At 70.7% G+C, this 9,216-nt stretch carries 9 protein-coding genes; 7 read left to right on the top strand and 2 right to left on the bottom strand.

Going from position 1 to position 9,216, the window contains the following annotated elements; all coding sequences use genetic code 11:
• The 6 genes from FRW57_RS12235 to FRW57_RS12210 all read left to right on the top strand — a co-directional run.
• The coding region (locus FRW57_RS12235) for a cytochrome D1 domain-containing protein (RefSeq protein ID WP_152186096.1) at positions 1–1,124 on the top strand (1,124 nt) is incomplete at its 5' end.
• Positions 1,125–1,133: 9 nt separating this feature from the next.
• Positions 1,134–1,910 carry an SURF1 family protein gene (locus FRW57_RS12230; protein WP_137119831.1) on the top strand — a complete coding sequence of 259 codons (777 nt, stop codon included), beginning with the start codon at positions 1,134–1,136 and terminating at the stop codon, positions 1,908–1,910.
• Positions 1,903–2,256, top strand: coding sequence for a DUF3817 domain-containing protein (locus tag FRW57_RS12225; protein ID WP_137119830.1), 354 nt, complete (start codon positions 1,903–1,905; stop codon positions 2,254–2,256). Before FRW57_RS12230 ends, FRW57_RS12225 begins: the two co-directional genes overlap by 8 nt.
• 9 nt (positions 2,257–2,265) lie before the next feature.
• Positions 2,266–3,843: a glutamine-hydrolyzing GMP synthase gene (guaA, locus tag FRW57_RS12220; protein ID WP_137119829.1), complete on the top strand. Its 1,578-nt coding sequence runs from the start codon at positions 2,266–2,268 to the stop codon at positions 3,841–3,843.
• 4 nt (positions 3,844–3,847) lie between these two features.
• Positions 3,848–5,152, top strand: coding sequence for a Mur ligase family protein (locus tag FRW57_RS12215; RefSeq protein WP_137119828.1), 1,305 nt, complete (start codon positions 3,848–3,850; stop codon positions 5,150–5,152).
• 150 nt (positions 5,153–5,302) lie between these two features.
• Positions 5,303–6,031, top strand: a complete 729-nt coding sequence (locus FRW57_RS12210) for a type 1 glutamine amidotransferase (protein WP_137119827.1) — start codon at positions 5,303–5,305, stop codon at positions 6,029–6,031.
• Here the strand turns inward: FRW57_RS12210 and FRW57_RS12205 are convergent.
• Together FRW57_RS12205 and FRW57_RS12200 are read right to left on the bottom strand one after the other, a co-directional pair.
• Positions 6,020–7,165: a lysylphosphatidylglycerol synthase transmembrane domain-containing protein gene (locus tag FRW57_RS12205; RefSeq protein WP_238384452.1), complete on the bottom strand. Its 1,146-nt coding sequence runs from the start codon at positions 7,163–7,165 to the stop codon at positions 6,020–6,022. The genes FRW57_RS12210 and FRW57_RS12205 overlap by 12 nt on opposite strands.
• Positions 7,162–7,983, bottom strand: coding sequence for a PIG-L family deacetylase (locus tag FRW57_RS12200; RefSeq protein ID WP_137119826.1), 822 nt, complete (start codon positions 7,981–7,983; stop codon positions 7,162–7,164). The genes FRW57_RS12205 and FRW57_RS12200 overlap by 4 nt, the downstream gene beginning before the upstream one ends.
• 34 nt (positions 7,984–8,017) lie before the next feature.
• Between FRW57_RS12200 and FRW57_RS12195 the strand changes: the two genes are divergently transcribed.
• Positions 8,018–9,163: a glycosyltransferase family 4 protein gene (locus tag FRW57_RS12195; RefSeq protein WP_137119825.1), complete on the top strand. Its 1,146-nt coding sequence runs from the start codon at positions 8,018–8,020 to the stop codon at positions 9,161–9,163.
• The last annotated feature ends 53 nt before the right edge of the window (positions 9,164–9,216 follow it).

The following is a 9,216-nucleotide window of genomic DNA, read 5'->3' as shown; positions in this document are numbered from 1 at the left end:
CCGGCGGCACCGCGGCGCAGGCCGCCGCGAGTGACGCGCCGGACAGCACGCCGTCGCAGCAGCCGACCGCCACGCCGTCGCAGGAGACGAAACCGCCGGAGCACCCCTCCGCGACCACGAGGCTCACCCAGGTCGACAGGATCACCGGGGCGATCACGCCGAAGTCGGTGGTCGCCAACGGCCACGGCCTGGTCATCGCCAACAACATGATGTACAGCCACACGATGACGATGTATGACGCGTCCACCCGCAAGCTCGAGGCGACGATCCCGGACTCGGTCGACCTCTCCTCGCTGGGCGTGAAGGGGCACCCGGGCACCTCCAGGGGCGCGCCGGTCGAGGCGGCGTTCACCAAGGACGGCCGCTACGCCTACGTGTCGAACTACTCGATGTACGGCGTCGGGTTCGGCCCGCACGGTGTCGACGTGTGCAAGCCGTCCGACGGCTTCGACGCCAGCTACCTCTACCGCGTCGACACGAAGACGATGAAGGTCGACCAGGCGATCAAGGTCGGGGCGGTGCCGAAGTACGTCGCGATCACCCCCGACCAGAAGACCGTCCTGGTCACCAACTGGTGCGACTACACGCTCAGCATCATCGACCGGGCGAAGGCGAAGGTCGTCGACACGGTCAAGATCGGCCCGATGCCGCGCGGGATCGCGGTCGCCCCCGACGGCAGGACCGCGTTCGTCACCGCGATGTGGACCGACCACGTCTACAAGGTGGACCTGACCGACCCGCCGGAGCAGGCGCCCGTCTTCGTGTCTCCGGGAGACCGGATGCGCCACCTGGACGTGTCCCCCGACGGCAAGTACCTCTATGCCGTGAGCGCCACCCACATCATCAGCAAGATCGATGCGCACACCGGCACGATCGTGGACGAGGCGGACGTGGGCCAGGACCCGCGCAGCATGGCGATCTCGCCGGACGGCACCGCGCTGTACGTCGTCAACTACGACGTCGGCTCGATGTCCAAGATCCGCACCGAGGACATGAAGGTGTTGCAGACGGTGACCACCGACGCCCACCCCATCGGCATCACCTACGAGCCGACGACGCAGACGGTCTGGGTGGCCTGCTACGGCGGCAGCATCCTGGTCTTCGACGACAAGGACGTCACGTAGCCTGAGGGGGTGCTGCGCACCGTCCTCAAACCCCGTTGGCTGGGACTCTTGGCGTTCCTGCTGGTGGTCCTGGTCAGCTTCACCTGGCTCGGCTTGTGGCAGCTCAACGTCGCCCGCGACAAGGGCAAGTCGGAGGCCGCCGAGGCCGCGACCAAGCTGCCGGTCGCGCCCGTCTCACAGGTCATCCGACCGCACCAGCAGTTCCCCGAGAACGGCTCGGGTCGCCCCGTCAGTGCCACCGGCCGGTATGACGCGGCGCACCAGCTGCTCGTCGCCGACCGCCGTCTCGACGGCGTCTCCGGCTACTGGGTGATCACGCCCCTGGTGGTCGAGGCCACCGGCGCGCGGCTCGTCGTGGTCCGGGGCTTCGTGACCGATCCCGCGCGGGCCACGCCTCCCACGACGAGCGGCACCGTGAAGGTCACGGGAACCCTGGCGCCCGGGGAGTCGCCCAGCACCAGCGGGACGCTGCCGGCCGGACAGGTCGGCACGATCGACCTCGGCGTGCTGCTCAACCAGTGGAAGGGCTCGCTCTACAACGCGTTCGTCTTCAAGACGGGCGAGCAGCCGAACGCCACGACCGCCGGCATCAAGCCGATCCCGCCCCCCGAGATCCAGACCCACGGACTGAGCTGGCGCAACGCGGCATACGCTCTCCAGTGGTGGGTCTTCGCCGGGTTCGCCGCCTACATGTGGTGGCGCATGGTGCGGGACGACTGGAACGAGGACCGCCGGACGGGCACTTCACCCGCCCGAGAACGCACGACGAAGGAAGCACATGTCTGAGCAGGCGGAACGATCCGCGTCCGGTGTCGTCCGGGACACCCAGGCGACGCGCAAGGCACTCGGGTTCTTCAAGGTGATGGCGATCCTCGCGGGACTCGCGATGTTCGTCCTGATCACCGAGATGATCCTCCAGTACGGCCTGGACAACCAGGCGCTGTCCTGGTGGAGCCCGATCCACGGCTTCATCTTCCTGGTCTTTGCCGTCTCGGTGGTCAACCTCGGCTTCAAGGTGGGTTGGGGTTTCGGCCGGATGGTCGCCATCGTGCTGATCTGCTGCGTGCCGTTCCTCGCGTTCTGGCAGGAGCACCAGGTGGCGCAGGAGGTAGAGCCCCAGCTCGCCGGGTAACCTCTCCCCGTGACGAATGCCCTGCAGGATCGCCCCGTCCTCGTCGTCGACTTCGGCGCGCAGTATGCCCAGCTGATCGCGCGCCGGGTGCGTGAGGCCTCGATCTACTCCGAGGTCGTGCCGCACACCACGCCGGTCGAGGAGCTGCTGGCGCGCAAGCCCGGTGCTCTGATCCTCTCGGGCGGCCCGTCATCGGTCTACGCGTCGGACGCGCCGGGTCTCGACCCCGCCCTGCTCGAGGCCGGCGTGCCGGTGCTCGGCATCTGCTACGGCTTCCAGGCGATGGCGCAGGCGCTCGGTGGCACCGTGGCAAAGACCGGGCGGCGCGAGTATGGCTCGACCGTCGCCGAGGTCAAGGACACCGAGTCCACGTTGTTCAACGGCCAGACGCCCGAGCAGTCGGTCTGGATGTCGCACGGCGACGCCGTGACGAAGGCCCCGGAGGGCATGGCCGTCACCGCGACGACCCTCGGCGCTGAGGTCGCGGCCTTCGAGGATGACGAGGCGCATCGCTACGGCGTGCAGTGGCACCCCGAGGTGATGCACTCGACCTTCGGGCAGCGGGTGATCGAGAACTTCCTCGTGCGGGGCGCCGGTCTCGAGCCGACGTGGACGCCGGAGAACGTCGTCGACGAGCAGGTGGCGCGAATTCGCGAGCAGGTCGGTGAGGCACGCGTCCTGTGCGCACTGTCCGGCGGGGTCGACTCCTCGGTCGCGGCCGCGCTGGTGCAGAAGGCGATCGGCGACCAGCTGACCTGCGTCTTCGTCGACCACGGCCTGCTTCGGCAGGGAGAGGCCAAGCAGGTCGAGCAGGAGTTCGTGGCGGCGACGGGCGTGGACCTGGTGGTGGTGGACGCCCGGGAGCGGTTCCTCTCGGCGCTGGCCGGGGTCAGCGACCCCGAGGAGAAGCGCAAGATCATCGGGCGCGAGTTCATCCGGGTCTTCGAGCAGGCGGCTCGTGACGTGGCCGGCTCCGCCGACGCGGAGGGCCATCCGGTCGAGTACCTCGTGCAGGGCACGCTCTACCCCGACGTCGTCGAGTCCGGCGGCGGCACCGGCGCAGCGAACATCAAGAGCCACCACAACGTCGGCGGCCTGCCCGAGGACCTGCAGTTCTCGCTCATCGAGCCGCTGCGCACCCTGTTCAAGGACGAGGTCCGTCAGGTGGGGCTCGAGCTCGGCGTCCCGGAGGGGATCGTCTGGCGCCAGCCCTTCCCGGGCCCCGGGCTGGGCATCCGCATCATCGGTGAGGTGACTGCCGAGCGGCTCGCGGTGCTGCGGGCCGCCGACGCGATCGTGCGCGAGGAACTCTCGGAGGCGGGGCTGGACCGCGAGATCTGGCAGTGTCCGGTGGTGCTGCTCGCCGACATCCGCTCGGTAGGGGTGCAGGGCGACGGGCGCACCTACGGCCACCCGGTCGTGCTGCGCCCGGTCAGCTCGGAGGACGCGATGACCGCCGACTGGAGCCGGTTGCCCTACGACCTGCTCGCCAAGGTCTCGAACCGGATCACCAACGAGGTCGCCGAGGTCAACCGAGTCACGCTGGACATCACCAGCAAGCCGCCGGGCACCATCGAGTGGGAGTGACCGGGTGCTGAGGACAACCGTGGCCGTGGTGGCCGGCAAGGCGGCCCGGGTGGCCGCACGGCTCAAGGGCGGGGGGTCGGCGCTGCCCGGTCTGGTCGTCGAACGGATCGACCCGCGCTTCCTCGCGCACGCCCTGTCCGACCTTCCTCGCGGCATCGTCGTGGTGACTGGAACCAACGGCAAGACGACCACCACCAAGATGCTGGTCGCGATCCTGCGCCAGCACGGCCTGCGGGTCTTCAGCAACCCGACGGGCAGCAACTTCACCCGCGGCGTCATCTCCTCCATGCTCGGGCAGATCCGGCTGGGGGGACAGGTTGACGCCGACATCGCGGTCCTCGAGCTCGACGAGGCGCACGCGCTGAAGTTCGCCGCGACGGTGGCGCCGACCCACTCGCTGCTGCTCAACGTCGCCCGCGACCAGCTCGACCGTTTCGCCGAGATCGACCAGACGGCCGAGCTGCTGGCCCGGCTCGCGGAGCAGACCACACGTGGGGTGGTGCTCAACCTGGACGACTCGTTCATCTCCCGGATCCGCCAACAGCTGGCGGACGGGGTGGACGTGTGCTACTTCGGTGTGGACCCCTCGGTCGCCGGCCGGCTGCCCGAGCTGCAGGAGGCGGACGTGCGGTTCGAGGACGCCGCGACCGCCCCCGAGCCGACCTCGGATGACGGACTGCTCAAACCGTCGGACGAACGGTCCTTCGAGGTCGTCTTCGGGGACCGCTCCGTCGGGCCGCTGGCGCTGCAGCAGCGCGGGCTCGCGGCGATGATCAACGCGACGGCGGCGACCTCCATGGCCCGGATGCTGCTGGGTGAGGGCTTCGACGAGGCGTCGGTCGTCGAGGCGTTGCGGCAGGTTCGTCCGCCCTTCGGGCGCGGTGAGGTCATCGATGCCGACGGCCGACCGCTCGAGCTGGTGCTCGTGAAGAATCCCGCCGGCTTCACCGTCGCGCTCGGCACCTACGGCTCGACACCGGTCGCCTCGATGATCGCGATCAACGACAACTACGCGGACGGCCGCGACGTCTCCTGGCTGTATGACGTGGGCTTCGACTCGCTGCGCGAGCGCGGCGTGGCGATGGCGAGCGGCGTGCGCGCCTACGACATGGCCCTGCGGCTGCGCTACGACGACGTCGTGGTCGACGAGATCGAGCCCGACCTGGGGGAGGCGCTCTCCCGGTTCCTCACGGTCTACCGCGACGAGCCCAAGCGGATCTTCTGCACCTACACCGCGATGATGCGATTGCGCCGCGACCTGGCAGAGCGGTACGACCTCCCTGAGTTCGGAGCGGAGACGACGGCGTGAGGACACGAGCGAGGTACGAGCGAGGCCCGGAGCGCCGAGGAGCGCGACCGTGGATGCGAGCGGAGACGACGGCGTGAGGACACGAGCGAGGTACGAGCGAGGCCCGGAGCGCCGAGGAGCGCGACCGTGGATGCGAGCGGAGACGATGGCATGAGCGGAGCCAAGGGGCGCATCAACCTGGTCCACCTCTACCCGCGCGAGATGAGCATCTACGGCGACCTGGGCAACACCCGGTGCCTGGCCTCGCGGCTGAGGTGGCACGGCTACGAGCCGGTCGTCCACCCTCACCACCCGGGCTCGGAGCTGCCGGACGACGCGCACCTGCTCGTCGGGGGCGGTGGGCAGGACTCGGGACAGGCACGGGTCGAGGACGACCTGTCACGCAACGCCGACCGGCTGCGCGTGCTGGTCGACCGTGGCGTGCCGATGCTGATGATCTGCGGCATGTACCAGCTGTTCGGCAGGGCCTTCATCACGGTGGACGGCCGGCGCCTGCCCGGTCTGGGCATCCTCGACGTGACCACGCAGGGGAACGCCAAGCGGATGATCGGTCCGGTGGTCCTCGACACGGCATACGGCGACGTCGTGGGCTACGAGAACCACTCCGGTTCGACCGTGCTGGCGGCCGGGCAGGATCCCTTCGGCAACGTCAAGCACGGTTCGGGCAACAACGGCACCGACCGCACCGAGGGCGCGGCCACCGCCAACGTCATCGGTTCCTACCTGCACGGGCCGATCCTGCCGGCGAACCCGGCGCTCGCGGACGCGCTGATCAGGATGGCCGTGGAGCAGACCGGCGCGTCTTTCGAGCCAGGCGAGATCGACGACAACGTGGCCGATCAGGCGCGCACCCGGCAGATCCGCCGGCTACTCCGCTGACCGCGCCGCCTGCTCCCTCTCCGAGGTTGCCGGGGAGCCAGCGACTCCGGGGAGTCTCGAGTCGGTGAGCCTCGTGTCGGCGAGTCTCGGGGCGGGGCGACGGGCGAGCGACCAGGCCAGGCCGCCCAGGGCGCCGAGCGGGATCTCGAGCAGGTGGGTGTAGATCGAGAAGAGCACCACTCCCGCTGCTGCCGCCGTCGGATCTGCGCCCCAGGCGATGACGACGGCGACAGTGCCCGTCTCGGTCACGCCGACGCCACCCGGCGTGACGCCGACGGCGGTGAGCAGCCGGCCCACGGCATACGCCGCGAACAGCTCCGCGAAGGGCATGTGCACCCCGACCGACGACAGGCAGCCCCAAAAGAGCACGCAGTAGACGCCGAAGAAGCCCACGACCCCCGTCGTCATGGGCAGCCAGCCGGACCCGACCACCGCAGTGATGCGGGCGCGCAGGTCGTGGATGAGTTCGTCGATGGTCAGCGTGGGGCCGCGGCGGATCCGGCTGGAGATCGGGCGCAGCAGCCGGCTGAGGAAGTGACCGATCCTGGTGGCCGCCCGCTCGGAGGCGATGATCGCGATGAAGACGCCGAGCAGCAGCAGCGCGCCGATGGCCCCGACGACCCCGCCCTGCGAGACGGCGCGCGGCATGGGGCTGCTGCCGAGCACCAGGACCAGGACGCCGAGAACCGGCAGCGCGACCCGTGCCATGACGTTCCAGACACCGCTGACGATGATCGAGGTGGAGATGTCTCGCCGGCTGAATCCCCACGACCGGCACATGGCGTAGGTCACCGCCACCCCCGCCGCGCCGCCTCCGGGCAGCAGGTTGCCGACCGCTGAGCCGGCCACGTTCACGGTGAGCGCCTTGGCGTGCGTCAATCCCGGCAGGGAGCCGGTGAGGGTGAACGTGTAGAGCCAGAGACCCAGCACCATCAGGGCGAAGAGCCAGCCGGCAGTGCCCCAGCCGACCTGCTCCATCGTGTGCACGATGTCGCCCCAGGAGGTCCCCGAGAAGTAGGGCAGCCCCCACCCCAGCAGGGTGACAGCCAGGGCCAGCCCGACGAGGCCCTGCAGCACCTGGCGGCCACGGACACGGTGGCCGTGCCGTGGTGGGACTTCCGTGGCAGGGCTCACGGCAGCCCCGCGAAGACGTCGCGGGCGACCTGGGCGCCGGGGTCGGCTGCGGGATCGACGTACCACTCGCGCCCGAACACCATGTCGTAGAGCGGCCGGGGGATGCGCAGGAAGGCGGCCAGGGTGCGGTCCGCCTCGCCGTCGACGGTCGCCTGCGAGGCGTGCGCGCGCATGGACGCCCGCTTGGCACCCGCCTGGCGCCACACACTGATCCGGTGGGTGATCGCCGAGCGCGGGCTGAAGGCGCGCTCGAAGGAGGTCGGGTCGAACTCCGGCGGGAACCGGTAGATCTTGCTCGCCAGCGCGATGCCCCGGCAGATCGTGTCGCGCGGCACGGTGGCCTGCAGCACCCGGGGCGTCCCCGCCAGCTCGGCCGCCCGCCCGCCGACCTCGTGCACCTTCACGTGGTCGCGGTGGCCGTAGCCGCCGTTGGCGTCGTAGGTGAGCAGCACGTCGACCGACTCCTCGCGCAGGATGTCCGCGAGGCGCCCCGCGGCCTCGTCGACATCCGCGCGGATGAACCGCACCCGGCCGGGTGGGTCGGGGTCGGTCTCCGGACCCATCCCCGAGTCGGCGTAGCCGAGGTGCTCGATCCGGCTCACGCCGAGGGCACGCCCGCTCTCGCGCAACTCGGCCATCCGCCGCTCGCCGAGCCGGCCGTCGTCGCGGAACTGCCCGGACGCGAGCCCGAGGTCGCCGTCGGTGGCCACCACGCAGATGACCCGGTGCCCCTCGGCGGCGGCGCGCGCCATCGTCCCCGAGGTCAGGAGCGCCTCGTCGTCGGGGTGGGCGTGGAAGGCGAGCAGGGTGTAGGCCATCGGCGTTCATCCTCTCTCATGCGAGGCTGGGCGGGTGAAGATCGCCCTGCTGTCCGACTGCTACCTGCCCCGTCTCGGCGGGATCGAGGTGCAGGTGCACGACCTGGCGCGTCGTCTGCAGGGACGTGGGCACGACGTCGAGGTCTTCACCGCGACGCCGGGGCCGCAGGGTGAGCGTGGTGGCTTCGTGGACGAGGTCGACGGCGTGGCGGTGCACCGGATGGCGCTGCGGCTGCCCTTCGACCTGCCGGTGAACCCGCTCGCGCCGCCCGAGCTGCGGCGCCGCCTGCGGGAGGGTGGATTCGACGTCGCGCACGTGCACACCGGGGTGGTCAGCCCGTTTGCGTTCGACAGCGCCCGGGTGGCGCTGGCCGCGGGCGTCCCCACCGCGATGACCTGGCACTGTGTGCTGGCGCGCACCGAGACCTTCTTCCGCCTCGCCGGATACGTCCGCCGCTGGGCGGCCCGTGGCGTGGCCATGAGCGCGGTCTCGGCGATGGCCGCCGAGCCGCTGCAGCGCATGGTCGGGGACGCCGGCGAGGTGGCCGTGCTGCCCAACGGCATCGACGTCGCCGAGTGGGCACCGGCCGGTGACGCTTCGCGGCGCGGTCGGGCGGACGGCATACGGATGGTCTCCGCGATGCGCCTGGCCACCCGGAAGCGCCCGATGCCGCTGTTGCGCATCATGACCCGTGTGCGTGAGCTCGTGCCGGCGCGCACCTCCCTGTCCTTGGACCTGCTGGGGGAGGGACCGGACCGCGCGCGCCTCGAGCGCTACGTCGCCGGTCACGACATGTCCGCCTGGGTGCGGATGCCCGGCCGGGTGAGTCGCGAGGAGCTCAGGGCGACGTATGCCGGGTCGCACCTGTATCTCGCCCCGACAGTCCTCGAGTCGTTCGGCATCGCGACGCTGGAGGCGCGCACGGCAGGTCTGCCGGTGGTCGCGCGGCACGGCAGCGGCGTGGAGGAGTTCGTGCAGGACGGCGTCAGCGGGCTGCTCGCCGACGGTGACGAGGCGATGGCCGGCTGCATCGCCAGGCTGGCGGTCGACGACGACCTCCGGGAGCGCCTGACCCGGCACAACGAGACCGTGCCCCCGGCCCAGTCGTGGGAGCACGTCGTCGAAGTGGCCGAGGGCGAGTACGCGCGAGCGGGCGCAGCCCGACGGCCGGTGCGGTGACGGCCGACGACGGGCAGACCGGTCCGCCCGCAGCGCGGCAGATCCGTCCGGCG

Source organism: Segeticoccus rhizosphaerae, from assembly GCF_009192725.1.
GTDB lineage: Bacteria > Actinomycetota > Actinomycetes > Actinomycetales > Dermatophilaceae > Segeticoccus > Segeticoccus rhizosphaerae.
Note: the sequence above shows the minus strand (reverse complement) of the source record. Positions and strands in the feature narration are given on the sequence as shown.